General features: G+C 65.3%; 23 protein-coding genes. 11 read left to right on the top strand and 12 right to left on the bottom strand.

All coding sequences use genetic code 11. The annotated features are described in order from the left end of the window. Nucleotides 1-5 precede the first annotated feature (5 nt). Nucleotides 6-824 carry a pyrroline-5-carboxylate reductase gene (gene proC, locus AC19YT_RS05750; protein WP_095109096.1) on the bottom strand — a complete coding sequence of 273 codons (819 nt, stop codon included), beginning with the start codon at nt 822-824 and terminating at the stop codon, nt 6-8. A gap of 33 nt (nt 825-857) precedes the next feature. Further along, a complete protein-coding gene (locus tag AC19YT_RS05745) occupies nt 858-1,544 on the bottom strand; it encodes a YggS family pyridoxal phosphate-dependent enzyme (protein ID WP_095109095.1) in 687 nt (228 codons plus the stop codon). Between the two features lie 57 nt (nt 1,545-1,601). Here AC19YT_RS05745 and AC19YT_RS05740 point away from each other — a divergent pair, with 57 nt between their 5' ends. Continuing rightward, on the top strand, nt 1,602-2,636 hold the full coding sequence (locus AC19YT_RS05740) for a type IV pilus twitching motility protein PilT (RefSeq protein WP_500609939.1): 1,035 nt from the start codon (nt 1,602-1,604) through the stop codon (nt 2,634-2,636). Between the two features lie 66 nt (nt 2,637-2,702). On the opposite strand, the gene AC19YT_RS05735 is transcribed toward AC19YT_RS05740, so the two are convergent. Next, a complete protein-coding gene (locus AC19YT_RS05735) occupies nt 2,703-3,317 on the bottom strand; it encodes a C40 family peptidase (RefSeq protein ID WP_095109093.1) in 615 nt (204 codons plus the stop codon). Nucleotides 3,318-3,568: 251 nt separating this feature from the next. Between AC19YT_RS05735 and AC19YT_RS05730 the strand changes: the two genes are divergently transcribed. Next, the gene (locus AC19YT_RS05730) at nt 3,569-3,985 is read left to right on the top strand and encodes an NINE protein (protein ID WP_095109092.1); all 417 of its coding nucleotides are present in this window, start codon (nt 3,569-3,571) and stop codon (nt 3,983-3,985) included. A gap of 74 nt (nt 3,986-4,059) precedes the next feature. On the opposite strand, the gene AC19YT_RS05725 is transcribed toward AC19YT_RS05730, so the two are convergent. From AC19YT_RS05725 to gshB, 7 genes are all read right to left on the bottom strand, one after another. Further along, entirely contained in the window at nt 4,060-5,331 is a 1,272-nt protein-coding gene (locus tag AC19YT_RS05725; protein WP_095109091.1) for a dihydroorotase, read from the bottom strand. Further along, nucleotides 5,328-6,332 carry an aspartate carbamoyltransferase catalytic subunit gene (locus AC19YT_RS05720; protein WP_095109090.1) on the bottom strand — a complete coding sequence of 335 codons (1,005 nt, stop codon included), beginning with the start codon at nt 6,330-6,332 and terminating at the stop codon, nt 5,328-5,330. Before AC19YT_RS05720 ends, AC19YT_RS05725 begins: the two co-directional genes overlap by 4 nt. 12 nt (nt 6,333-6,344) lie before the next feature. Then, on the bottom strand, nt 6,345-6,851 hold the full coding sequence (gene pyrR, locus AC19YT_RS05715) for a bifunctional pyr operon transcriptional regulator/uracil phosphoribosyltransferase PyrR (protein WP_095109089.1): 507 nt from the start codon (nt 6,849-6,851) through the stop codon (nt 6,345-6,347). An 86-nt stretch (nt 6,852-6,937) separates the two neighbouring features. Then, entirely contained in the window at nt 6,938-7,375 is a 438-nt protein-coding gene (ruvX, locus tag AC19YT_RS05710; RefSeq protein ID WP_095109088.1) for a Holliday junction resolvase RuvX, read from the bottom strand. After that, complete coding sequence (locus AC19YT_RS05705) at nt 7,375-7,944, bottom strand: YqgE/AlgH family protein (RefSeq protein WP_500597357.1); 570 nt, start codon at nt 7,942-7,944, stop codon at nt 7,375-7,377. Before AC19YT_RS05705 ends, ruvX begins: the two co-directional genes overlap by 1 nt. 94 nt (nt 7,945-8,038) lie before the next feature. Then, complete coding sequence (locus AC19YT_RS05700) at nt 8,039-8,935, bottom strand: energy transducer TonB (protein WP_095109086.1); 897 nt, start codon at nt 8,933-8,935, stop codon at nt 8,039-8,041. Between the two features lie 84 nt (nt 8,936-9,019). Beyond that, nucleotides 9,020-9,991: a glutathione synthase gene (gshB, locus tag AC19YT_RS05695; RefSeq protein ID WP_500597356.1), complete on the bottom strand. Its 972-nt coding sequence runs from the start codon at nt 9,989-9,991 to the stop codon at nt 9,020-9,022. A gap of 228 nt (nt 9,992-10,219) precedes the next feature. Here gshB and pilG point away from each other — a divergent pair, with 228 nt between their 5' ends. From pilG to trhA, 7 genes are all read left to right on the top strand, one after another. Next, nucleotides 10,220-10,627 (top strand): twitching motility response regulator PilG, encoded by a 408-nt coding sequence (gene pilG / locus AC19YT_RS05690; protein WP_095109084.1) that lies wholly within the window; start codon nt 10,220-10,222, stop codon nt 10,625-10,627. A gap of 44 nt (nt 10,628-10,671) precedes the next feature. Next, nucleotides 10,672-11,037 (top strand): twitching motility response regulator PilH, encoded by a 366-nt coding sequence (gene pilH, locus AC19YT_RS05685; protein ID WP_095109083.1) that lies wholly within the window; start codon nt 10,672-10,674, stop codon nt 11,035-11,037. Nucleotides 11,038-11,046: 9 nt separating this feature from the next. After that, a complete protein-coding gene (locus tag AC19YT_RS05680) occupies nt 11,047-11,586 on the top strand; it encodes a chemotaxis protein CheW (protein WP_095109082.1) in 540 nt (179 codons plus the stop codon). Between the two features lie 126 nt (nt 11,587-11,712). Continuing rightward, nucleotides 11,713-13,773: a methyl-accepting chemotaxis protein gene (locus AC19YT_RS05675; protein WP_095109081.1), complete on the top strand. Its 2,061-nt coding sequence runs from the start codon at nt 11,713-11,715 to the stop codon at nt 13,771-13,773. Between the two features lie 10 nt (nt 13,774-13,783). Continuing rightward, nucleotides 13,784-19,681 carry an Hpt domain-containing protein gene (locus AC19YT_RS05670; RefSeq protein WP_500609938.1) on the top strand — a complete coding sequence of 1,966 codons (5,898 nt, stop codon included), beginning with the start codon at nt 13,784-13,786 and terminating at the stop codon, nt 19,679-19,681. Then, entirely contained in the window at nt 19,674-20,132 is a 459-nt protein-coding gene (locus tag AC19YT_RS05665) for a chemotaxis protein CheW (protein ID WP_095109080.1), read from the top strand. The genes AC19YT_RS05670 and AC19YT_RS05665 overlap by 8 nt, the downstream gene beginning before the upstream one ends. 232 nt (nt 20,133-20,364) lie before the next feature. Then, the gene (gene trhA / locus AC19YT_RS05660; protein ID WP_500597353.1) at nt 20,365-20,982 is read left to right on the top strand and encodes a PAQR family membrane homeostasis protein TrhA; all 618 of its coding nucleotides are present in this window, start codon (nt 20,365-20,367) and stop codon (nt 20,980-20,982) included. 33 nt (nt 20,983-21,015) lie between these two features. On the opposite strand, the gene AC19YT_RS05655 is transcribed toward trhA, so the two are convergent. Next, on the bottom strand, nt 21,016-21,918 hold the full coding sequence (locus AC19YT_RS05655) for a LysR substrate-binding domain-containing protein (RefSeq protein WP_500609908.1): 903 nt from the start codon (nt 21,916-21,918) through the stop codon (nt 21,016-21,018). A gap of 109 nt (nt 21,919-22,027) precedes the next feature. Here AC19YT_RS05655 and AC19YT_RS05650 point away from each other — a divergent pair, with 109 nt between their 5' ends. Both AC19YT_RS05650 and AC19YT_RS05645 read left to right on the top strand, forming a co-directional pair. Beyond that, nucleotides 22,028-23,269, top strand: a complete 1,242-nt coding sequence (locus AC19YT_RS05650; protein ID WP_095109075.1) for a D-amino acid dehydrogenase — start codon at nt 22,028-22,030, stop codon at nt 23,267-23,269. Nucleotides 23,270-23,306: 37 nt separating this feature from the next. Continuing rightward, on the top strand, nt 23,307-24,203 hold the full coding sequence (locus AC19YT_RS05645; protein WP_500609907.1) for a transporter substrate-binding domain-containing protein: 897 nt from the start codon (nt 23,307-23,309) through the stop codon (nt 24,201-24,203). A 41-nt stretch (nt 24,204-24,244) separates the two neighbouring features. Here AC19YT_RS05645 and AC19YT_RS05640 read toward each other — a convergent pair whose 3' ends face one another. Beyond that, nucleotides 24,245-24,964, bottom strand: a complete 720-nt coding sequence (locus tag AC19YT_RS05640; protein ID WP_095109073.1) for a 16S rRNA (uracil(1498)-N(3))-methyltransferase — start codon at nt 24,962-24,964, stop codon at nt 24,245-24,247. Between the last annotated feature and the right edge of the window lie 46 nt (nt 24,965-25,010).

Raw genomic sequence — 25,010 nt, 5'->3', positions numbered from 1 at the left:
GCTCCTTATTGGCCCAGTTGTTCGGCCATTTCGGCCGAGCGATGTGCGGCGGCGCCCAGGGCGGTTTCGACCAGCGCCTCGAAGCCGCCGGCCTGGAATGATTTGATGGCCGCTTCGGTGGTGCCGGCCGGGGAGGTGACGCGGCGGCGCAGCTCAGCGGCGTCCACGTCGCTGGCCACCGCCATGTGGGCGGCGCCGAGTGCGGTTTGCAGGGTCAGTTGGGCGGCGATGTCGCGGGGCAGGCCGAGTTTCTCGCCGGCGGCGGTCATGGCTTCGATCAGCAGGAAGAAGTACGCCGGGCCGCTGCCGGAGACGGCGGTGACCGCGTCCAGTTGCTGCTCGTTTTCCAGCCACAGGGCGAGGCCCACGGCCGACAACAGCTCTTGCGCCTGCTGGCGTTGCGCCTCGGTGACGGCGCCAGTGGCGTACAGGCCGCTCACCCCTTGGCGCAGCAGCGACGGGGTGTTGGGCATGCAGCGCACGATGGGTTGCTCGCCGAGCCACTTGGCCATGCTGGCACAGGTGATGCCAGCGGCGATGGACACCACCAGTTGCTGCGCCGTGAGGTGCGGGCGCAGGGCCTCGCAGACGGCTTTCATCATTTGCGGCTTGACCGCCAGCACGACCACGTCGGCGCCGTCGATGGCCTGGGCGTTGTCGGCGAACAGTTCGATGCCGTGCTCGGCGTGAACCCGCGCGCGGGTTTCTGCGCCGGGGTCGCTGGCGCGGATCTGCGCGGCGTCCAGGCCCTTGGCGCGCAGGCCGCCGATCAGGCTGGCGGCCATGTTACCGGCTCCGATAAAGGCAATACGTGTCTTGCTCATGACAGGTCCTTATAGAGAAGTAAGTCAGCCATTTCAGGGCTGGCTGTAGTCGCGGGCACCGAATAGCGCAGTACCGATGCGCACCCAGGTGGCGCCTTGGGCAATGGCTGACTCCAGGTCGTGGCTCATGCCCATGGAAAGCGTGTCCAGCGGCAAACCGAGGCTGGCTTGCAGCTGTTGTACGGCGGCAAACGCGGCATCTTGCTCGGCGCGCTCGTCGGTTGGCTCCGGGATCGCCATCAAGCCGCGCAGCTTCAAACGCGGCAAGGCATTGATGGCCGTGGCCAGGGCCGGCAGGTCGGCCGGGGTGCAGCCGGATTTGCTCGCCTCGCCGCTGACGTTGACCTGGATGCAGATGTTCAGTGGCGGCAGTTCAGCGGGGCGTTGCTCGGACAGGCGTTGGGCGATTTTCAAGCGGTCCACGGAATGCACCCAGGCGAAGTGTTCGGCGATGGCTCGCGTCTTGTTCGATTGAATGGGGCCGATGAAGTGCCAACTCAAGGGCAGGTCGCGCAGTTCGAGTTGCTTGCTCAGGGCTTCTTGCAGGTAGTTTTCGCCGAAATCGCGCAGTCCGGCGGCATAGGCTTGGCGCAGGGCCTGGGCGGGTTTGGTCTTGCTCACGGCCAGCAGTTGCACGCTGTTTTCGTCGCGCCCGGCGGCTTTTGCGGCAGCGTGGATGCGGCTGCGAACCAGGGCAATGCTGTCTGCTATCGTGGACATTCGATGGGCGCCTGTGGTTCTGAGGTTGGCGGCATTCTACTGGAGTTGGGTTTGGATATGGATATCACTGAGCTACTGTCCCTGAGCGTGCGGCTCGGGGCTTCGGATGTGCATCTGTCGGCGGGCCTGGCGCCCATGGTGCGAGTGGACGGCGACATCCAGCGCCTTGACCTGCCGACGCTGGACTCGGCGCGGGTGCCGGCCTTGCTGGACGAGATCATGGACGATGAGCAGCGGGGACAGTTCGACGCGACCCTGGACCTGGATTTTGCTTTCGAGCGCGCCGGCGTGGGGCGGTTTCGCGTCAACCTGTTCCACCAGCAGCGCGGCGTCGGCGCGGTGCTGCGCAGCGTTGCCGCCCAGGTGCCAAGCCTGGCGTCGTTGGGGTTGGGGGAAGTGTTTCGGCGTATTGCCGAGGCACCCCGTGGCCTGGTATTGGTCACCGGGCCCACCGGGTCGGGCAAGTCCACCACCCTGGCGGCGCTGGTCGATCACCTCAACGCGCACCGCCAGCAGCACATCCTCACCATCGAAGACCCCATCGAGTTCATTCATGAGCCCCGCCAGTGCCTGATAAGCCAGCGCCAAGTGCAGCGCGACACCCGCAGTTTCGCGGTGGCGCTGCGGGCGGCCCTGCGCGAAGACCCGGACTTGATCCTGGTGGGCGAGATGCGTGACCTGGAAACCATTCGCCTGGCCCTGACCGCCGCCGAAACCGGGCACTTGGTGTTCGGCACGCTGCACACCACCTCGGCAGCGAAAACCATCGACCGCGTACTGGACGTGTTCCCGGGCACGGAGCGAGGCATGGCGCGCTCGATGCTGTCGGAGTCATTGCAGGCAGTGGTGTCGCAGTGCTTGCTCAAGAAAGTCGGTGGCGGGCGGGTGGCGGCCCATGAGGTGATGCTGGGCACGGCGGCGATCCGCAACCTGATCCGCGAAGACAAGGTGGCGCAGATGTATTCGGCGATTCAGACCGGCGGGGCGCTGGGCATGCAAACGCTGGACATGGCCCTCAAAGACCTACTGGCCAAGGGGTTGATAAGCCGCGAACAGGCGCGGGAGAAGGCACGGGCGCCGGAGGGGTTTTGAGGCTTTAGGGCCTCAAAACCTGTGGGAGCGGGCTCGCCCGCGATGAGGCCGTCAGCGTCAAACTGCTCAGCGCTGCACAATCCGCAGGGTATTGGGCTCTTTGGGCAACACTCGCTTGGCCACCACGTAGTGTTTTTCCCAATATGGTTTTTTCAGGGTGTCGATGGTTACCGACTTGCCGCGCCGTGGCGCGTGGATAAAGCGGTCGTTGCCCATGTAGATGGCGACGTGGTTGACCCGCCGGCTCTTGAGGTTGAAGAAAATCAGGTCGCCGGGTTTGAGATCCTTGCGGTCGACTTTCTGCCCGTGGCCGCTGGCCATGGCGTTGGAGGTGCGCGGCAGATCGATGGCGGCGACGTCGTTGAAGGCGTACTTCACCAGGCCGCTGCAATCAAAACCCTTGCTGGGGCTGCTGCCGCCCCAACGGTAAGGGGTGCCGAGCACATTGACCGCGCGGCTGAGCACGTCGCTGCTTTGCTTGGCGGCCATGACGGGCACACGCTTGTTGCTGCTGACGCGGTTCAGGCGAGGCGCCTGCTTGTTTTTGCTCGAAGGAGCCGAAACATGGGATTTGGGGGTGAAACCATTGACGTTGGGCAGACGTTGCTCACGATTGGTGGCGTGGGCGGCCAGTGGCATTAATAGGCAGATGGTTAGCCATGTCTTGAAAAATGGACGCATTAGGCAGGGCTCTATAAAGGTAGGCGCGCAACTTTATAACAGCTTTTTTGTCTGTTTCGCGGCCACTGGTCGATTCAAATCGGTAGCCAAGTTCGGCCAACATGCGGCAAATTGGCGCAATTGTCAGACAGAAGTCAGGCGCTACAAGGCTTTGCGCGCGGTGTAAGGTGAACCAGCCACACGTCGGGACGACACAAAAAAGTCACACCTATAGCGAAAAAATTTATCTATCGGACCGCAAGAGGAACTCCATGAACACCTATCAGCAACAGGACACCCACAGCAAAATCATCGGCTATCTGCTGTGGATTTTCGGTTTTACCGGCGCCCACCGCTTCTACTACGGCAAGCCGGTGACCGGGACGATCTGGTTTTTCACCCTGGGCTTGCTGGGGATTGGTTGGTTGATCGACCTGTTCCTGATCCCGGCCATGGACCGCGAAGCCGACCTGCGTTTCACCGCCGGGCCGCTGGAGTACAACGTGGCGTGGATTCTGCTGGCGTTTCTGGGGGTGTTTGGCGTGCACCGCATGTACCAGGGCAAGTGGATCACGGGGGTGATCTACCTGTTCACTGGCGGGTTGCTGCTGGTAGGGGTGCTGTATGACTTCTGGACGCTCAACACGCAGATCTCGATCCGCAACGCCCAGAGCCGTGGGGGGCGATAGCCACTCCCCCATGATGGGAGCCTACTTGCGGGCCGCGCCGCGGCCCGCTCCCACACAAGTTGCTCTTACAGGGTTTAGGCCTGGTAGGTGATGTGCCCATCTACCAGGGTGTAGCGCACGTTCGCCGGCAGGCTGTGGCCCATGAACGGGCAGTTTTCGCCTTTGGACAGCCAGCCTTCGCCGGCCACGGTGGAGCGGTTGGGGTCGAACAGCACCAGGTCGGCGGCGGCGCCCACGTGCAGCTTGCCGGCGGGTAGGCGCAGGGCTTGCGCCGGGCCGGCGCTCAGGCGTGCCAGTAGCGTCGGCAGGTCGAGCAAGCCGTCTGCCACCAGGGTCATGGCCAGCGGCAGCAGCAGTTCAACGCTGCTGATGCCCGGTTCGGTGGCGCCGAACGGTGCCAGTTTGGCGTCGCGCTCATGGGGCTGGTGATGGCTGGAAATGGCCGAGATCACGCCGCTTTTCACCGCTTCGCGCAAGCCGTCGCGGTCGGCGCGGGTGCGCAGCGGCGGTTGCACGTGGTAGAGGCTGTTGAAGTCGATCAGCGCCTCGTCAGTCAGGATCAACTGGTACAGCGCCACATCGGCGGTCACTTTCAGGCCGCGGGCCTGGGCCTGGGCGATCAGCGCCGCGCCACGGGCGCTGGTCAACTGGCTGAAGTGCGCGCGCACGCCGCTTTGTTCTACCAGCAAGAGGTCACGGGCCAGGGCCACGGTCTCGGCGGTTTCGGGAATGCCCGGCAAGCCGAGGAAGCTCGCGGTCGGGCCTTCGTGGGCCAGGCCGCCGGCAGCGAGGTCGTGGTCTTGGGAGTGGAAGATCACCGTCAGGTCGAACGTGGCGGCGTATTCCAGGGCACGGCACAGGGTGCGGGTGTTGCGGAAGTTGTCCAGGCCATTGCTGAAGGCCACGCAACCGGCGTCGCGCAGGGCGATGAGCTCGGCCAATTGCTCGCCTTCCAGGCCTTTGCTCAGGGCGCCGATGGGGAACACCTTGCAATTGCCGGCCTCGCGGGCGCGGTCGAGGATCAGTTCGGCCACGGCGGAGGTGTCGAGCACCGGTTTGGTGCGCGGCGGGCAGCACAGGCTGGTGACGCCGCCGGCGGCGGCGGCGCGGGTTTCGCTGGCGATGGTGCCTTTGCGGCTGTAGCCCGGCTCGCGCAGGGCAACGCTCAGGTCCACCAGCCCCGGCGCGGCCACCAGGCCCTGGGCGTCGAGGGTTTGGCTGGGGCTGAAGTCCGCCGGGGCGGCGCCCATGGCGATGATCTTGCCGGCGTGCAGGTGCAGGTCGGTGGTTTGGTCCAGGCCACTGCTGGGGTCGATGACACGTGCGCCGAGGATGCTGAGCTTCACTGGGCGGTCTCCTGCTCGAATTGACGCTGGGCGGTTTGCCCACTCATGGCCATCGACAGCACGGCCATGCGGATGGCGATGCCGTAGGTGACCTGGTTGAGGATCACCGAGTGGGGGCCGTCGGCCACCGCCGATTCGATCTCCACGCCACGGTTGATCGGGCCCGGGTGCATGACGATGGCATCGGGCTTGGCGCCGGCCAGGCGTGCGGTGGTCAGCCCGAACAGGCGATAGAACTCGCCTTCGCTGGGTAGCAGGCCGCCGGTCATGCGCTCGCGTTGCAGGCGCAGCATGATGACCACGTCCACGTCCTTGAGGCCTTCGGCCAGGTCGGTGTAGACCTTCACGCCGTACTGCTCGACGCCGATGGGCAGCAGGGTTTTCGGCGCGATGACGCGGATGTCCGGGCAGCCCAGGGTTTTGAGGGCTAGCATGTTCGAGCGCGCCACCCGCGAGTGCAGGATGTCGCCGACGATGGCCACCGAGAGGTTCTCGAAACCGCCCTTGTGGCGGCGGATGGTGAGCATGTCGAGCATGCCCTGGGTCGGGTGCGCGTGGCGGCCGTCGCCGCCGTTGATGATCGCCACCTGCGGGCACACGTGCTCGGCGATGAAGTGCGCGGCGCCGGAGTCGCCGTGGCGCACCACAAACATGTCGGCGGCCATGGCTTCGAGGTTGCGCAGGGTGTCGAGCAGGGTTTCGCCCTTGCTCGCCGATGAGGTGGAGACGTTCAGGGTGATGACGTCTGCCGACAGCCGTTGGGCCGCCAGCTCGAAGGTGGTGCGGGTGCGGGTGGAGTTCTCAAAGAACACGTTGCACACGGTCTTGCCGCGCAGCAGCGGGACTTTTTTCACCGCCCGGGCGCCGACTTCCAAGAAGGAGTCGGCGGTGTCGAGGATTTCGGTCAACAGCTCGCGGCGTAAACCGTCGAGCGAGAGGAAGTGCTGCAACTGTCCCTGGTGGTTGAGTTGCAGCGGGCGCTGGGTGTCGAGAGGCGTCATCGCGATGGACTCTTAAAGGGCAAGATCTTGGAGTTCGAGTTGCAGCGGCGCCGGGCCGCAGAGCTTGACCCGCTCATGGGCGGCCAGGCTCAGGGTGGCGCCGACCACGTTGGGGCGGATCGGCAACTCGCCGGCGTCCAGGTCCAGCAGGCTGACCAGGGTCACGCTGGCCGGGCGGCCGTAGTCGAAGAGTTCGTTGAGGGCGGCGCGGATGGTGCGCCCGCTCATCAGCACGTCGTCGATCAGCACCAGGTGCTGGCCCTCGATCTCGAAGGGCAACTCGGAGGGCCGCACTTGCGGGTGCAGGCCGTTCTGGCTGAAGTCGTCGCGGTAGAAGGACACGTCCAGGGTGCCCAGGGGCGAATCGCTGCCCAGCTCTTGCAGCAGCGCCTGGGCCACCCACACGCCGCCGGTGCGGATGCCGATGTAGCGCGGTTCGCTGATGGCGCGGCGGGCCAGGTGGGCCTTGAGATCGACGGCCATCTGGCGGATCAGTTCGGCGGGGTTGGGCAGGCTCATGGTGGCTCCTTCAAGGGCGCGGCTCGGCCAATGATGGCAGGGTCCGGGCTGAAACGAAGAGAGGCGCGGCCCTTGGCCGCACCCCGTCAGGATTCGAACAAAGCAGTGTTTTCGTCGAGCCAGCCTTGCAGCAGCAGGGCGGCGGCGATGGCGTCGACCGGGTTATCGCGGTAACTGCCTTTTTGCCCGCCACGGGCCAGGCGTTCGCCCTTGGCCTCGAACGTGGTCAGGCGTTCGTCGTGGGTATAGAAGGGCAGGTTGAAGCGGCCGTTGAGGCGTCGGGCGAATTTCTCCGCGCGCAGGCACATGTCGCTGGGGGTGCCGTCCATGTTCAACGGCAGGCCGACAACAACGGCGTCGGGTTTCCATTCTTTTATCAGGGCCTCGACCTGGTTCCAGTCGGGGATGCCGTTCTGCGCTTTGAGGGTACACAGCGCACGGGCCTGGCCGGTAATTACTTGGCCCACGGCGACGCCGATCTGCTTGGTGCCGTAGTCAAAACCCAGGATCAGCCGCAGCGCCATCAGGCGTGCCCCGCCTGGCTGGTGAGTAGGTTGAGGTTGACCCCCAGTTGTCGGGCGGCGGCTTCCAGGCGCTGCTCGCTGCTGGTGTTGAACAGGATGTCGGCGTCGAACGGGCAGGTCAGCCAGGCGTTGGCGGCCAGCTCGGCCTCCAATTGCCCCGGCTCCCAACCGGCATAGCCCAGGGCGATCAGGCTCTTGGACGGGCCCCTGCCGTCGGCGATGGCGAACAGCACGTCCTGGGAGCTGGACAGTGCCACGCCGCCCAGTTCGATGGTGGCCTGGAAGGTTTGGCCGCTGGGGTGCAGGACGAAACCGCGGTCCTTGCTCACCGGGCCGCCGAGGAAGATCGGCACGTGCTGGCACAGGGCTGGCGGTTCGATCTCGGGGCGCAATTGTTCGAGGATGTCCGCCAGCGTGATGTCTTGCGGGCGGTTGACCACCAGCCCCATGGCCCCATTGGCAGTGTGCTCGACGATGTAGGTCAAGGTATGCGCAAAGTTCGGGTCCACCATGTGGGGCATGGCGATCAGGAAGTGATGCGAGAGGTAGCTGGGGCTGACGTTTTTCATGGGCGCTAGTGTGGCGTCGGTGTGGCGAACTGACAAGCTGGGGATGTGCGGGAAAACTCTGGCGTTGTGCCATGAATCGGCCTGGGCGGCCCCGTCAATTGCTGGACAAGCGATCCCCGCGCGCGAACTTCCAGGTGCGGATGATTTCCAGGCGATCGATATCTGCCAAGTCGCCGCTGAACGGGGCGAAGGGCGCGCTCAGGCGCACGATGCGTTGTGCGGCTTGATCCAGCAGGGGCTGGCCCGAGGACTCCAGCACCAGCACTTCATGCAACGAGCCATCGCGGTTGATGGCCACCATCAGCCGCAGGCTGCCGTAGATCTGCTGGCGCCGGGCTTCGTCCGGGTAGTTGAGGTTGCCGATGCGCTCGATCTTCTTGCGCCATTCGTCTTTGTACCAGGCGCCCTTGTCGCGCATGGTCGAGGCCGCGTTGATGCGGTGGATACGCGGGCGCTTGGCGTACAGCTGGCGTTCGTTAGCCAGCTCGGCCTCCAGGCTGGCGATGTCGCTGGACAGTTGGGCGCTGTCGAAGCTCGGCGGCGCCTTGGGCGCTTCGGCGGTTTTCACTGCTTCGCGGGGGGTGGTGGTTTTTTTCGGCTTGGGAGCGGTGGTGGCGACGGCTGCCTTGGTGGTGGTCTGCTCGACTTCGTTTTTCTTCGAGGGTGGTGGCACCACTTTTTTCACCTCGGTGCTCTGCATCGGCGCCACTTCGGTGGTGGTGGGGATGGCTTTCTTGTCCAGCGTACCGCTGCCCTGCTGGTTGTCCTGGGCGATGAAGTCGGCCTTCTTCGGCGCGGCCTGGCTTTTGAACATCGACAGGGTGATTTCCAGCGTTTGGCTGACTTGTTTGGGCTCGACGAAGGTAAAGCCCACGCCCAGAAGCAGCGCCAGGTGAACCAGCGCGGCGACCAGCAGGGTAAATCCGAGGCGATCGGCCGGGCGCACACCGCGGTGGGTGAGTTCGGGAGGCAGCTCGGAAGGGAGGGTCATGGCAAAAAACCAACATCGCGTGTATCGAGGCTCGGCATGATAGCGCGATGTGGGTTTTTAGCTGCAAGCTTTGGGGCGTGGGCCTTAGGCTTGTGGCTTGGCGCTGGCGGCTTGCAGCTTGCCAGCAATGGCCGCCATCAGCAGTTCGCCGATGTTGGTGCCGAAGGCATTGTCGATTTCGCGGATGCAGGTGGGGCTGGTGACGTTGATTTCGGTCAGGTGCTCGCCGATCACGTCCAGGCCCACGAACAGCAGGCCCTTTTCCCGCAGGGTCGGGCCGACCTGGGCGGCGATCCAGCGATCCTTATCGGTCAGCGGCCGTGCTTCGCCACGCCCGCCGGCCGCCAGGTTGCCGCGGGTTTCGCCGGCTGCCGGGATGCGCGCCAGGCAGTAGGGCACCGGTTCGCCGTCGATCATCAGGATGCGCTTGTCGCCATCCTTGATCGCCGGCAAATAGCCCTGGGCCATGATTTGCTGGGTGCCGTTGGCGGTCAGGGTTTCGAGAATTACCGACAGGTTCGGGTCGCCTACGCGGTGGCGGAAGATCGAGGTGCCGCCCATGCCGTCCAGCGGTTTGAGGATGACGTCGCCATGCAGTGCGGCAAATTCGCGCAGCACATCGGCGCGGCGGCTCACCACCGTGGGCGGCGTGCACTGCGGGAACTGGGTGGCGAACAGTTTTTCATTACAGTCGCGCAGGCTTTGCGGCTTGTTGACCACCAGCACCCCGGCGCGCTCGGCCTGCTCCAGCAGGTAAGTGCTGTAGACGAATTCCATGTCGAAGGGCGGGTCCTTGCGCATCAGGATCACGTCCAGGTCGCTCAGCGGCGCGTCCGTCTCGGCCTGCAACTCGAACCAGTGCTCGGGGTTGGCGAACACCTGCAATGGCCGCATCCGCGCCCGGGCCACGCCAGCGTTCTGGTAAAGATCCTGCTGTTCCATATAGAACAGCGTCCAGCCGCGGGCCTGGGCGGCGAGCAGCATGGCCAGCGAGCTGTCCTTCTTATAGGAAATGCTGGCGATGGGGTCCATGACAATGCCGACGCGAACGCTCATGGGGGGTTTCCTCTAGCAGATTGGGGCGCACAAAAGTGGCGTCAGAGTGGCGCCCGGGGTGTTCCCGGTCAAGGAAAAACCACCCGGCGGGCGAGCCGATAGATTGACGCTGGCGACTGTGCTAAAAAGGCTCCCATGCCGTTTCGAGCCCTTGGCCATCAAGGCTTTTGAGTGACGGTGCCCGTATACGGACACAACCGATTCGCTGTGGCGATGGTACAAGCAGATATGGAACAGCACTCCAGCGCCTTGAAAGTCATGGTCATCGACGACTCCAAGACGATTCGGCGCACCGCTGAAACACTGTTGAAGAACGTGGGCTGTGAAGTCATCACCGCGGTCGATGGCTTTGATGCGCTGGCCAAGATCGTCGATCACCACCCCGGCATTATCTTCGTCGACATCATGATGCCGCGCCTGGACGGCTATCAGACCTGCGCCCTGATTAAGAACAACAGCGCCTTCAAGGCCACGCCCGTGATTATGCTGTCCTCCAAGGACGGCCTGTTCGACAAGGCCAAGGGGCGGATCGTCGGTTCCGATCAGTTTTTGACCAAGCCTTTCAGCAAGGAAGAATTGCTCAGCGCAATCAAGGCCCATGTGCCGGGGTTCGCCGCAGTAGAACAAGCACATTGACGGGCGGCCATTGGGCCGCTCGGCTTTTGGAAATGGGGAAGACCATGGCACGTATTCTGATCGTCGATGACTCGCCGACTGAAATGTACAAACTGACCGGCATGCTGGAAAAGCACGGCCACCAGGTATTGAAAGCGGAAAACGGCGCCGATGGCGTCGCCCTGGCCCGCCAGGAAAAACCCGACGCGGTGCTGATGGACATCGTCATGCCCGGCCTCAACGGCTTCCAGGCCACGCGCCAGTTGACCAAGGACGCCGACACCAGCCACATCCCGGTCATCATCATCACCACCAAGGACCAGGAAACCGACAAGGTCTGGGGCACGCGCCAGGGCGCGCGGGACTATCTGACCAAACCGGTGGACGAAGACACCCTGATAAAGACCCTGAACAAAGTCCTGGCCGGCTGACCCGCGGCCATGACCGATTCCCTCACCGCGTTTGAGCTGCTACTGGATATCGACCAACGCTGCCGCCTGTTGGCCGCCGACCTGCCGTCCCAGGAAACCCGCCAGCAGAGTTGGAGCGGCATCGGCTTTCGCATCGGCGCGCACTGGTACGTCGCGCCCATGGGCGAAGTCAGCGAGGTTTTGCACGAGCCGCGGTACACCCTGTTGCCCGGGGTCAAGACGTGGGTCAAGGGAGTGGCTAATCTGCGGGGGCGGCTGTTGCCGGTAATGGACCTGTGCGGCTTTTTCGGCCACGAACTGTCGGCCCGGCGCAAGCAGCGGCGGGTGCTGGTGGTCGAGCACCGCGATGTGTTCGCGGGGCTGATGGTCGATGAAGTCTGCGGTTTGCAGCACTTTGCCCAGGACAGCCTGGAGCCGTTGCTGATGGACGACCTGGATGGCGCCATGAGCGCGTTCGTCAAGGGGCGGTTCCCCGGGGAGCAGTCCTGGCAGGTGTTCAGCCCGTTCGCCCTGGCGCAGTCGCAAGGTTTCATGAATGTAGCCCTGTGAAGGCGGGGTTCGCTTAGGTGGGCCCGGCTCCATGGTTTAACCGATTCACTTCAAGAGCGCTTTGCGCTCACTCGCGGACAAGCCCGCTGGCCACGGTGCCTGTGGCGACAGGTGGGGACCTGATCGATGACAAAAGCAAAAACCGCCAAGCCCATGGAAGCGTCGCGCAGCCGTTCGCAGATCATCGTGCTGTTCATGGCCCTGATCGTGTTCATCGTGTTGTTGTTCGCCAACTTCGCCTACCTCAATACCCAGTCGAACTACGACAAGCAGTACATCGGCCACGCCGGTGAGCTGCGGGTGCTGTCCCAGCGCATCGCCAAGAACGCCACCGAGGCCGCCGCCGGCAAGGCCGCGGCGTTCAAGCTGCTCAGCGATGCGCGCAACGATTTTGCCCAGCGCTGGGGTTACCTGAAAAAAGGCGACCCGGCCACCGGCCTGCCCGGTGCGCCGTCGGCGGTGCGCCCGCAAATGCGCGCGGTGCAGCTCGACTGGGAGCGCCTGCTGAAAAACGCCGACGCCATCCTGTCCAGCGAACAGACCGTGCTGTCGCTGCATCAGGTCGCCGCCACCCTGGCCGAAACCGTGCCGCAATTGCAGGTCGAATACGAAAAAGTCGTGGAGATCCTCCTGCAACGCGGCGCCCCGGCCGGACAAGTGGCCATGGCCCAGCGCCAATCGTTGCTGGCCGAGCGCATCCTGGGTGCAGTGAACACCGTGCTGGCGGGGGACGAAAACGCGGTGCAGGCCGCCGATGCCTTTGGCCGCGACGCCGCGCGCTTCGGCCAGGTGCTCAACGGCATGCTCCAGGGCAACACGCTGCTCAAGGTCAGCCAGGTCGAGGACCGCGACGCCCGCGCGCGGTTGGCGGAAATCGCCGAGTTGTTCCAGTTCGTCTCCGGCTCCGTGGACGAAATCCTCGAAACCTCGCCCGAGCTGTTCAAGGTCCGCGAGTCGGCGGGCAACATTTTCAACCTGTCCCAGACCCTGCTCGACGAAGCCTCGCTGCTGGCCAGCGGTTTCGAGAACCTGGCCGAGGGGCGCACCGTCAACGCGGTGGGCGGCTACGTGCTGGGCCTGCTGGCCTTGGCCTCGATCATCCTGATCGGCCTGGTGATGGTGCGCGAGACGAACCGCCAGTTGCGCGAAACGGCGCAGAAAAACGAACGCAACCAGAACGCGATCATGCGCCTGCTGGACGAAATCGCCGACCTCGCCGACGGCGACCTGACCGTGACCGCGTCGGTCACCGAGGACTTCACCGGCACCATCGCCGACTCGATCAACTATTCGGTGGACCAACTGCGCGACCTGGTGGCCACCATCAACCTCACCGCCGGCCTCGTCGCCGCCGCCGTGCAGGAAACCCAGGCCAACGCCATGCACCTGGCGCAGGCCTCGGAACACCAGGCCCAGCAGATCAGCGAGGCCTCGACCTCCATCAATGACATGGCCCGCTCCATCGACCAGGTCTCGGCCAATGCCGCCGAGTCCTCCGCAGTGGCCGAACGCTCGGTGGAAATCGCTAACAAGGGCAACGAGGTGGTGCACAACACCATCTACGGCATGGACAACATCCGCGAACAGATCCAGGACACCGCTAAACGGATCAAACGCCTGGGCGAGTCTTCCCAGGAAATCGGCGATATTGTCAGCTTGATCGACGATATTGCCGACCAAACCAACATACTCGCCCTCAACGCGGCGATCCAGGCCTCCATGGCCGGTGACGCCGGCCGCGGCTTTGCCGTGGTGGCCGACGAAGTGCAGCGCCTGGCCGAGCGTTCCTCGGCGGCGACCCGGCAGATCGAAACCCTGGTGCGGGCGATCCAGACCGACACCAACGAAGCGGTGATTTCCATGGAGCAGACCACCACCGAAGTGGTGCGTGGCGCCCGCTTGGCCCAGGACGCGGGCGTGGCCCTGGAAGAAATCGAAGGCGTGTCCAAGACCCTCGCGGCGCTGATCCAGAGCATTTCCAACGCGGCGCAGCAGCAAACCCTGTCGGCGGGGCAGATTTCCCTGACCATGAACGTGATCCAGCAGATCACCTCGCAAACCTCCTCCGGCTCCACCGCCACCGCCGAAAGCATTGGCAACCTGGCGAAAATGGCCAGCCAACTGCGCCGCTCGGTGTCGGGCTTTACCTTGCCCGCCGCCCCCGAGCCGGGCGTCGAGCACGCGTGAGGCCATGGTGATGGTCGACCGGCACGACTATGTGGGCCTGGAATGGGTCAAGGGTGAAATCGCCGAAACCCTCAAGCAAGCCCTGGCCGCCCTCGACAGCCTGGGCACCGAGGCCGGCGAGCACGATGCCGAGGCCCTCGAACGGTGCCTGGCAAGCGTTCATCAGGTCCACGGTTGCCTGCAGATGGTCGAGTTCTACGGCGCGGCGCTGCTGGCCGAAGAGATGGAACAACTGGCCCTGGCCGTGCAACAGGGCCGCGCCGGCCACCGCGACGAAGCCATCGGCCTGCTACGCCAGGCCCTGGTGCAGTTGCCGATCTACCTGGAGCGCGTGCAAAGCGCACGGCGCGACCTGCCCCTGGTGGTGCTGCCCCTGCTCAACGATTTGCGCAGCGCCCGGGGTGAAAGCCTGCTGTCGGAAACCAGCCTGTTCAGCCCGCAACTGCCGGTGATCCCCGCCCTGGACGCCTATGCCCTGGCCCTGCTGGAGCCGCCCGACTTGCCCGTGGTACTGCGCAAATTGCGCCAGGGGCTGCAAACCGCGTTGGCGGGGTTGCTGCGCGAGCAGGACGACGACGCCAACCTGGCGCGCTTGGCCACCGTGTTTGGCCGGCTCCAGGCCTTGTGCCGCAATGCGCCGCTGGAGCCCTTGTGGCAAGTGGCGGCAGCGCTGGTGGACGGCATGCGCACAGGCAGTATCGGCAACAGCCCGGCCCTGCGCAGCCTGTTCAAGGACGCTGACCAAGAACTCAAGCGCTTGCTCGACCAGGGTATGGCCGGGGTCAACCAGCCTGCGCCGCCGCACTTGCTCACCAGCCTGTTGTTTTATATCGCCAAAGCCGAACATCCCAGCGGACAGATGCAGACCATGAAAGAAGCCTACGGACTCGACGACGCCTTGCCTGACAGCGCCGTGGTCGATGAAGAACGCGCGCGCCTGGCCGGGCCGGACCGCGACGCCATGCGCTCGGTGCTCGCCGCCCTGTGCGAGGAGTTGGTGCGGGTCAAGGAACGCCTGGACCTGTTCGTGCGCAGCGACCGCCAGCACACCTCGGACCTGGACAGCCTCCTGGCGCCGTTGCGGCAGATCGCCGACACCCTGGCGGTGCTGGGTTTCGGCCAGCCGCGCAAAGTGATAATCGACCAATTGGCGGTGGTGCAGAGCCTGGCCCAAGGCCAGCGCGAGCCCAACGACGCAGTGTTGATGGACGTCGCCGGGGCGCTGCTGTACGTCGAAGCCACACTGGCCGGGATGGTCGGCACCGTCGAGGCGCAGCGCCGCGAGGAAAGCCACCTGCCCACCACCGACCTGACCCAGATCCACCAATTGGTCATCAAGGAAGCCCAGGCCTGCCTGCAACAGGCCAAGGACATGATCGTCGACTACATCGACGGCGAATGGGACCGCAGCCAGGTCCAGGACCTGCCCGAGCTGCTGACCCAGGTGCGCGGCGCGCTGGCGATGATCCCCCTGAGCCGGGGCGCGGGCCTGCTGGAGGCCTGCAACGGCTTTGTCCGCGAGCATCTGCTGGGCAGCCCGACGCCGCCCGATTGGGAGCAACTGGAACACCTGGCCGACGCCCTGAGCAGCATCGAGTATTACCTTGAACGCCTCGGCCAGGACCCGTTGGCCCCCGGCGAAACCGTGCTGGACGCGGCTGAAGAAAGCCTGGCGGCCCTCGGTTACCTGCCGGCCGAGCCCCATGTGCCGGTGCTGAGCCAACCCCTGAGCCCCAACGAAGCGCTGGTGATGCACGACTTGCAGGAGCTGGACGACGCCGAGGTCGCCCAGTCCCTGGCCGATGTGCTGGCCGGGCCGGTGTCAAGCCTCAACCCGCCCGCGCGGCACACCCCCGGCAGCCTGCTGCCGCCGCCCACGGGCGAAGCGCCGGTGGACGAGGAGTTGCATGAGGTGTTCCTCGAAGAAACCGATGAAGTCCTCGAAGTGCTCCATGAATTTCTCCCGCAATGGCACGCCGACCCCACCGACGCTTCGGCCCTGAGCGAGCTGCGCCGCGCCTTCCACACCCTCAAGGGCAGCGGGCGCATGGTCCGTGCCCTGGTGCTGGGCGAACTGGCCTGGGCCGTGGAAAACCTGCTCAACCGCGTGCTGGAACACAGCGTCGAACCTTCGCCGGCGCTGCATCAGTTGCTCGACGAAGTGGTCAGCCTGCTGCCGCGCCTGATCGCCGATTTCGCCGCCCAGGCCCAGCGCCAGCGCGATGAGGTCGATCAACTGGCGGCCCGCGCCCATGCCCTGGCTCGGGGCGACCAAACCACGGTCGCCGCCCCGGCGGCGCTGGACCCGCAACTGCTGGAGATTTTCCGCACCGAGGCCCAGGCCCACCTCGACAGCCTCAACCGCTTTCTCGACCAGGCCGCCGAGCACCTGCCGTTGCAGGCCAGCGACGAACTGCAACGGGCCCTGCACACCCTCAAGGGCAGCGCCTCCATGGCCGGCGTGCTGCCGATGGCCGAGTTGGCCGCGCCCCTGGACCACTTGGCCCGCGAGTACAAGGCGCACCAGTTGCCCCTGGACCTGGACGAAGTGGAACTGCTGCTCGAAGCCGAAGGCTTGCTGCGCCGTGGTTTGAAGCACCTGCACCTGGACCCGTTGGCGCGCATCGAGGGGGCCGCGGCGCTGATCGAACGCACGCAAAAGCTTCTTGCCGAACGCCTGCAAGCCATCCTCAACGCCCCCAGCGGCGGCCTGCGGGTCAAGCGCGACCCGCAGCTCATCAGCAACTTCCTGGCCCAGGGCATGGACATCCTGCTCGACGCCGAAACCCTGTTGCAGCGTTGGCAGCAGCACCCCGGCGAGCGCCAGGAACTGAGCGCCCTGCTGGACGAACTGACCACCCTGGGCGAAGGCGCGCACCTGGCCGAGCTGCACCCGATGGATGAGCTGTGCGAGGCCCTGCTCGACCTCTACGGCGCCGTCGAAGAAAGCAGCCTGGCGGTCAGCGAAGCGTTTTTTCGCGAGGCCGACAGCGCCCACGAAGCCCTTATCAGCATGCTCGACCAATTGGCCGCCGGGCAGGAAATCAGCCCGCAACCGGCGCGGGTCAAGGCCCTGCGCGAGTTGCTCGGGCAAAGCCTGGACCCGTCTGCCACCGGGCTGATCCGCAGCGATGCCAACCGCACCCTGAGCATCAGCGACCTGGGCACCGCCACTGCCGAACTGGCGCACACCGCGCCGATGGACGACGAGATCGTGGCGATCTTCCTCGATGAAGCGACGGACATCCTCGAAAGCGCCGGCCAGGCCCTGCAACGCTGGCTCGACGAACCGGACAACAGCGCGCCCTTGCAATCGCTGCAACGGGATCTGCATACCCTCAAGGGCGGTGCGCGCATGGCCAACGTGGCGCCGGTGGGCGACCTGGCCCATGAACTGCAAAGCCTCTACGAAGACCTGGTGGACCGGCGCTACGCCTACAGCCAGGAGCTGGCGCTGCTGTTGCAACACAGCCATGACCTGCTGGCGTTGCTGCTGGAAGACTTGCAGCAGCACCATCCCTTGGAAGACCCAGGGTTTTTGATCGACGCCATCCGCGATTTCCGCCAGCAGGCCGCCAGCCCTGCGGCGAGTGAGACCGTGGCCGAACCGGTGGCGGACAGCGCCGGGGCCGACCCGGAACTGCTGGAAATCTTCCTCGAAGAAGGCTTTGACATCATCGACAGCTCCGGCGCCGCGTTGCTGCGTTGGCAGGCCGAGCCGCATGGCCGCCAGGAACTGGAAACCCTGCTGCGTGACCTGCACACCCTCAAGGGCGGTGCGCGGATGGTCGAAATCGGCCCGATTGGCGACCTGGCCCATGAACTGGAATTTCTCTACGAAGGCCTCTCGGCCGGGCAATTGCTGCCCTCCCAGGAACTCTTCACCCTGTTGCAAAGCTGCCACGACCGCCTCGCCCAGATGCTCGAAGCGGCCCGCGCCGCCCGCCCGGTGCTGGCCGCCGACAGCCTGATCGAAGCCATCCGCAGCTTCGCCCAATGCCCCGTGGCGCCACCCGCCGCCGAACCCGCGCCCGCCGCCGTCGAGGTTGCACCGCCCGCTCCCCAGGAAACAAGCAGCGCCGACATGGTCAAGGTTTCGGCGCAACTGCTCGACGACCTCGTCAACCTGGCCGGCGAAACCTCGATCTTCCGTGGCCGCATCGAACAGCAGGTCAACGACGCCCGCACTGCCCTGGGCGAGATGGAAACCACCCTCGAACGCATGCGCGATCAACTGCGGCGCCTGGAAACCGAAACCCAGGCGCGCACCCTCGGCCAGCAGCAAATGGAGGCCGAGCACCAGGGCTACGAAGAATTCGACCCACTGGAAATGGACCGCCACTCCCTCTTGCAGCAATTGTCGCGGGCCTTGTCCGAGTCCGCCTCGGACCTGCTCGACCTCAAGGAAACCCTCGGCCGGCGCACCTACGACGCACAAAACCTGTTGCAGCAGCAGGGCCGGGTCAACACCGAGCTGCAAGAAGGCCTGATGGGCACGCGCATGGTGCCGTTCGAGCGCATGCTGCCGCGCCTCAAGCGCATCGTGCGCCAGGTGGCCGGCGAGTTGGGCAAGGACGTGGCCTTCGTGGTCGGCAACGCCCAGGGCGAGATGGACCGCAACGTGCTCGAACGCATGGTCGCCCCCCTGGAACACATGCTGCGCAACTCCGTCGACCATGGCCTGGAGGCCGCTGCGGTGCGCCTGGCCGCCGGCAAACCGGCCCAGGGGCGCATCACCCTGGACCTGTCTCACGAGGGCGGCGACATCGTCTTCGACATCCGCGACGACGGCGCCGGGGTGCCGCTCGAAGCGGTGCGGCGCAAGGCGATCAACCGCGGCCTGCTGGACCCCGCCGCCCAAATCAGCGACCGCGAAGTGCTGCAATTCATCCTGCAACCGGGGTTTTCCACCGCCGAAAAAATCACCCAGATTTCCGGGCGTGGCGTGGGCATGGACGTGGTCCACGAAGAAGTGCGGCAACTGGGCGGCAGCATGAGCATCGACTCCACTCCGGGCCTGGGCGTGCACTTTCGCATTCGTCTGCCGTTCACCCTGTCGGTCAACCAGGCCCTGATGGTGCAGTGCGTGGAGGAGCAATACGCGATCCCGCTCAACACCATCGAAGGCATCGTGCGGGTGCTGCCCAACGAGCTGGAGGCCTGCTACCAACTCGACGCGCCGCACTATGAATACGCCGGGCAGCGCTACGAGTTGTGCTACTTGGGCGAACTGCTCGGCACCGTCGCCCGGCCGCGCTCGCTAGGGGAAAACCAGGCGCTGCCGGTGCTGTTGGTGCACGTTGACGAGCGGCGCATCGCGGTGCAGGTGGACGCCATGGCCGGCAGCCGCGAAATCGTGGTCAAGAGCCTGGGGCCGCAGTTCGCCGCCGTGCAGGGGCTGTCCGGGGCGACCATCCTGGGCGATGGCCGGGTGGTGCTGATCCTCGACCTGCTGGCCCATATGCGCGCCCTGCACACACGCCTGCCGCAACAGCGCAGCGGCGACGGCGCGGCGGGCGACAGCCAGGTACGCCGGCCCATGCTGGTGCTGGTGGTGGACGACTCGGTCACCGTGCGCAAAGTCACCAGCCGCTTGCTGGAACGCCACGGCATGAACGTCCTCACCGCCAAAGACGGCGTGGACGCCATGGCTCTGCTGGAAGAACACACCCCCGACCTGATGCTGCTGGACATCGAAATGCCGCGCATGGATGGCTTTGAAGTGGCCATCGCCGTGCGCAACCATCCGCGCCTGCAACAGCTGCCGATCATCATGATTACCTCGCGCACCGGCCAGAAACACCGCGACCGCGCCATGGCCATCGGCGTCAACGACTACCTGGGCAAGCCGTACCAGGAGTCGGTCTTGCTTGAAAGCATCGGCCTGTGGAGCAAACCCCATGCGTGACCACCGCGTCAGCAGCCTTACCGGGCTGCTCCTGCCCTTGGGCGACCGCCACCTGATCCTGCCCAACGTGGCCATCGCCGAACTGATCGACTACCAGCCCGGCACCTTCGACCTCGACACCCCGCCCTGGTACTTGGGCCGCGTGACCTGGCGGGACCGGCACATCCCGCTGCTGAGTTTTGAATCGGCCTGCGGGCAGAAAACCGTCATCGGCGAACGCGCCCGCATCGTCGTCCTCAACGCCCTGGGCGGCCATGCGGGCCTTAAATTTATTGGCCTGTTGGTGCAGGGCATCCCGCGCTCCTGCAAGCTCGACAGCCAACTGAGCTACGTGGACGTGCCCCTCTGCCCCCTGGAAAAAGCCGCCGTGCAAATCGCCGACCAAGTGGCCAAAGTCCCGGACTTGCCGGGGCTTGAGGCCTTGCTGGTGGAGGCGGGGTTGGTGGGGTAGGAGCTGCCACCCAAAGGACTCTGTAGGCTCGATCCGGCAGGCGCAAGCGGTGCAGATTTCTAGGAAATGTCCTTCAAATTAAAGGGAAGCAGCACCGGAGTGCTGATTGACTTGTCGACATATCGGACCCAAATAGGGACCGATCAGTCCCGTTTTTGGGCTGATTCAATAGACCGCGTGGTGTGCGGCTGTACATTGCGCGCTCCGCGGGGATTCTCAAAGCGAGGCAGCGATGTATCACGGGGAAAGATTCAACGCCTGGAGCCATTTGCTCGGGGCGGTGGCGGCGTGTGTGGGGGCGGTGTGGTTGCTGGTGATCGCCAGCCTGGACGGCAGCCCCTGGAAGATTGTCAGCGTGGCGATCTACGGGTTCACGCTGTTGGTGCTGTACAGCGCCTCGACCGTGTACCACAGCGTGCGCGGGCGCAAGAAGGCGATCATGCAGAAGGTCGACCATTTTTCGATCTACCTGCTGATCGCCGGCAGCTACACCCCGTTTTGCCTGGTGACCCTGCGCGGGCCGTGGGGTTGGACGTTGTTCGGGGTTGTCTGGGGGCTGGCGGTGATCGGCATTTTGCAGGAGATCAAGCCCCGCTCCGAGGCGCGGATTTTATCCATCGTGATTTACGCGGTGATGGGCTGGATCGTGCTGGTGGCGGTCAAGCCGTTGCTGGCGGCCCTGGGCCCCAGCGGTTTCGCCTGGTTGGCCTCGGGTGGGGTGCTGTACACCGTGGGCATCATCTTCTTCGCCCTCGACAGCCGTTTGCGCCACGCCCACGGCATTTGGCATCTGTTCGTCATGGGCGGCAGCTTGCTGCATTTCGTGGCGATTCTGTTTTACGTGCTCTAACCCCCGTCCTGTTTGCCACGCACTGCCCGCTTGCTACAGGCGTGCCAGGGCTTGGCGGGCGTTGTTGCTGACGATGTGCAGCAGGCTGCCCAGGGTGTGGGCCGGGGCTTCGTGGGCGCGGGTGACGGCGTAGAGGGTGATGGGCAGCGCCGGGGCGAGGGGGCGGATGCGGGTGGTGGCGGTGGAGGCGCCGAGCGCGGTGAAGGGGTCGATCACCGCCAGCCCCGCACCCGATTCGACCATGGCCCGGGCCAGGGAATAGGTCTGCACGGCAATGCGGATACGCGGCGCCGGTTCTACCGCTTCCAGGTAGCTGTCGAGCCGTGCCGCTAACGGGTCGGCGCTGGACAAACCAATCAACGGCGCATCTGCCAGGTCCATCAATGCCAGGGGCCGGCCCACCGTGTCGGCCGGCCAGTAGTTGGCCGGGGCCAGTACCACCAGCACGCCCTCGGCCAGGGCCTGGGCCGTGAGCCCCGGGTGATCGGGGCTTTGCAGGGTCAAGGCAACATCGATTTCACGCATCAGCAGGTTTTGCGTCAGTTCGCGGCTGTGGGCGCTGGACAATTCGCAGGCGATGTCGGGGTAATGCTGCGTCCACTGGTGGATGGCCGGCGGCAGGATCGACAGGGCCAGCGCCGGCGTAGCGCCGATACGCAGGCTGTGGCCCGGTTCGCGGCGCAGGCTTTGGGCCAGGCGCCGCACCCCTTGCAGGCTTTCGCTGACCTTGCTGACCTCGCGCTCCAACTCCAGCGCTTCGGGGGTGGCGTGAAGCTTGCCGCGCACCCGCAAAAACAGCGGGAAGCCCAGCTGCAACTCGGCGTGTTGCAGCACTTTGGTCACCGCCGGTTGAGACACGTGCAGCAACTGCGCGGCGCCGCTGACCGAGCCGGTCTGGCGGATGGCCTGGAAAATCTCGATATGTCGCAAGCGCATGGCAAGTCCATAACCTTTGTTTATGGGTTGCCCATCTTTATTCATTGTCCCGCGCCTGTCACCCGGGCCTACCCTTAACGCCTGATTTATCCACAGGGCAAGGACTGACATGGCACAGCGGGTTTGCATCATCGGGGGCGGCGTGGTTGGCCTGGCAACGGCCTATGCGCTGGTGCGCGACGGCGTCGAGGTGACGCTGGTGGAGGCGCGCCAGGACCTGGGCGGGGAAGCCAGTTTCGCCAACGGCGGCCAGTTGTCCTACCGCTATGTCGCGCCCCTGGCCGATGCCGGCGTGCCCTTGCAAGCGTTGGGCTGGATGTTGCGCGCCGACTCCCCGCTCAAGCTGCGCCCGCGCCTGGACCCGGCGCAGTGGCGCTGGATGGGCGCGTTCCTGGCGGCGTGCCGCACCTCGGTCAACCGCCAGAACGCCGCCCACCTGCTGCGCCTGGCGCTGTTGAGCCAGCGCACCTTGAGCGACTGGCGCGAAGAAGACCTGCTGGGGGATTTCCACTGGCGGCGCAACGGCAAACTGGTGACCTTCCGCGATGCCTATAGCTTCGAGCGCGCCCGCCATGCGCTGATCGAGCCACAGCAGCAATTGGTGCTGTCGGATACCGAATGCGCCAGCCTGGAGCCGGCCCTGGCCCGCCGCGAACTGGTGGGCGGCATCTATACCCCCGAGGAAGAGGTTGGCGACTGCCACGCCTTTTGCCAACAACTGCTGGCCCGGCTCCAGGCTTCGCGCAGTTGCACCTTGCGCCTGGGCCAAGCGGTCACCGGGTTGCGCCACGCCGGCGGGGTGGTGCAGGCCATCGAGCTGGGCGACGAGGTGCTGGCGGTGGAACACCTGGTGATCGCCGCCGGGCACCGTAGCCCGCTGTTGCGCCTGCCCGGCGTGCAGATGCCGCTGTACCCGCTCAAGGGCTACAGCCTGACGGTGCCGATTGGCCCGCAGCACCGCGCGCCCCAGTTGAGCATCACCGATTACGACCGCAAGATCGTCTACGCGCGGCTCGGCCAGCAATTACGGGTGGCGGCGATGGTGGATATCGTCGGCTTCGACCCGGCCCTGGACCCCAAACGCCTGGCCCTGATAAAGCGCCAGGCCCGCGAGACGTTCCCCGAGGCCGGCGATTATGAGGCCGCCATCGAGTGGGCCGGCATGCGCCCGGCCACGCCCAATGGCGTGCCGCTGATCGGCGCCACGGCGTACCGCAACCTGTGGCTCAACCTCGGCCACGGTGCGCTGGGCTTTACCCTGGCCTGTGCCAGCGGGCGTTTGCTCAGTGAATTGATCGGTGGGCGCAGGCCCGCCATCGACATGCAAGGCCTCACGCCCCGCGCGGCGTGAGCCTTGGTTCCGCGAAAAACCACAACGGAGAATAACAATGCAAAAAATCACGTTGATCGGTTGTGCCCTGGCCTTCTGCGCCCCGTTGCACGCCAACGAAGCCCCCCTGGCGGGCACCCTGGGCAAAATCGCCGGTGCCCAGAGCATCACCCTGGGCTACCGCGACGCCTCGGTGCCGTTTTCCTACGTGGGCGACCACAGCGGCCAACCCATGGGTTACTCCGTCGATCTGGCGGCCAAAGTGGTTGAACGGGTGCGCAACAAGCTGGATATGCCCAAGCTCAAGGTCAAGTACAACCTGGTTACCTCGCAAACCCGCATCCCCTTGGTGCAGAACGGCACCGTGGACCTGGAGTGCGGCTCCACCGGCGTCACCGCCGAGCGGCAGAAGCAGGTGGCGTTCTCTTACGGTTTTATCTACGTCAAAGGCCAGTTGCTCACCGCCAGAGACAGCGGCATCCAGGGTTTTGCCGACCTGCGCGGCAAGAACGTGGTGACCACGGCGGGCACCACCAACGAGCGTTACCTGAAGAACTACAACGCTGAAAACACCATGGGCATGGCGGTGATTAGCGCCAAGGACCACGGCGAAGCCTTCCAGATGCTGGAAACCGGCCGCGCCCAGGCGTTTTACATGGACGACGCGCTGCTCTACGGCGAACGGGCCAAGGCCCGCGACCCGCACAAGTGGGTGGTGGTGGGCGAGGAACAATCGCGGGAGATCTACAGCTGCATGCTGCGCAAGGACGACCCGCAGTTCCTCGCCCTGGTCAACGACACCTTGGGCGAGTTGTACCGCTCGGGGGAAATCCACGGGATCTACCAACGCTGGTTCGAGCAACCCATCCCGCCCAAGGGCCTGAACCTGGAATTCCCCATGACCGGCGAGCTCAAGGCGCTGATTGCGGCGCCGACGAGTGAGCCGGTGCAGTAGGGCTGCGGGAGAAAGCCTACGTGGCAGCGGGCTGCGAGAGCCTAGAAATCACCCCACAACTGCTGCGCCACCGCCAGGGCGACCACGGGGGCGGTTTCGGTGCGCAGCACCCGTGGGCCGAGGCGGGCGGCGTGGAAGTCGGCCTGGCGGGCCTGTGCCACTTCGCCATCGGTCAAACCGCCCTCGGGGCCGATGAGAAAGGCCAGCGAAGCGGGTTTGGCGTGGCTGAGCAACGGCTCGGCCACCGGGTGCAGCACCAGTTTCAGCGCGGCGTCGGCCTGTTTGAGCCAGTCGGCCAGCAGCAGCGGCGGGTGAATTACTGGCACCCGCGAGCGCCCGCATTGTTCGCAGGCGCTGATGGCCACCTGGCGCCAATGCAGCAGGCGCTTGTCGGCGCGTTCGTCCTTGAGGCGCACTTCGCAGCGCTCGGTGAAAATCGGCGTGATCTCATTGGCCCCAAGCTCGGTGGCCTTCTGGACTGCCCAATCCATGCGTTCGCCCCGGGACAGGCCCTGGCCCAGGTGGATGTGCAGCGGCGATTCTTCTTGCCCGGCAAAGCGCTCGGTGACCTGCACACGTACGCGCTTCTTGCCGACTTCCACCAGGCTGGCGCGAAACTCCAGGCCCGAGCCGTCGAACAACTGCAACCCGTCGCCTTCGGCCATGCGCAGCACGCGGCTGATGTAGTGCGCCTGGGCCTCGGGCAGTTCGTGCTCGCCGAGGCTCAGCGGGGTGTCGGTAAAGAAGCGGGACAGTCTCATGGGTGGGTCTCTGTAATTCATGTGGATCAGGTGAAGGCCCTGCGGG

It is taken from the genome of Pseudomonas sp. MF08875, assembly GCF_059862525.1.
Note: the sequence above shows the minus strand (reverse complement) of the source record. Positions and strands in the feature narration are given on the sequence as shown.